Raw genomic sequence first — 255 nt, 5'->3', positions numbered from 1 at the left:
GAGGAACTACGAATGGGTGCCACTCGTGTACCAGCTGTCCGGAAGGGCACGTGCTGGGCAGCGACGCACCACGGGGTAAGAGCTGAACGCATCTAAGCTCGAAACCCACCTGAAAAAGAGATACCACTGAGGCCACTCGTAGAAGACGAGATCGATAGACTCGGGATGTACGCACCAAGGCAACGAGGTGTTGAGTCCGCGAGCACTAATCGGCCAAGCCACACACTCATACACTACATCGCATTGGATCCGTGA

General features: G+C 55.7%; 1 rRNA gene. It reads left to right on the top strand.

The features are described from left to right. Nucleotides 1-229: ribosomal RNA gene (locus tag ACJYUO_RS21900) — 23S ribosomal RNA — on the top strand; the annotation flags it as partial. Between the last annotated feature and the right edge of the window lie 26 nt (nt 230-255).

The sequence above is a fragment of the Natrinema sp. CRL1 genome, assembly GCF_059162405.1.
Note: the sequence above shows the minus strand (reverse complement) of the source record. Positions and strands in the feature narration are given on the sequence as shown.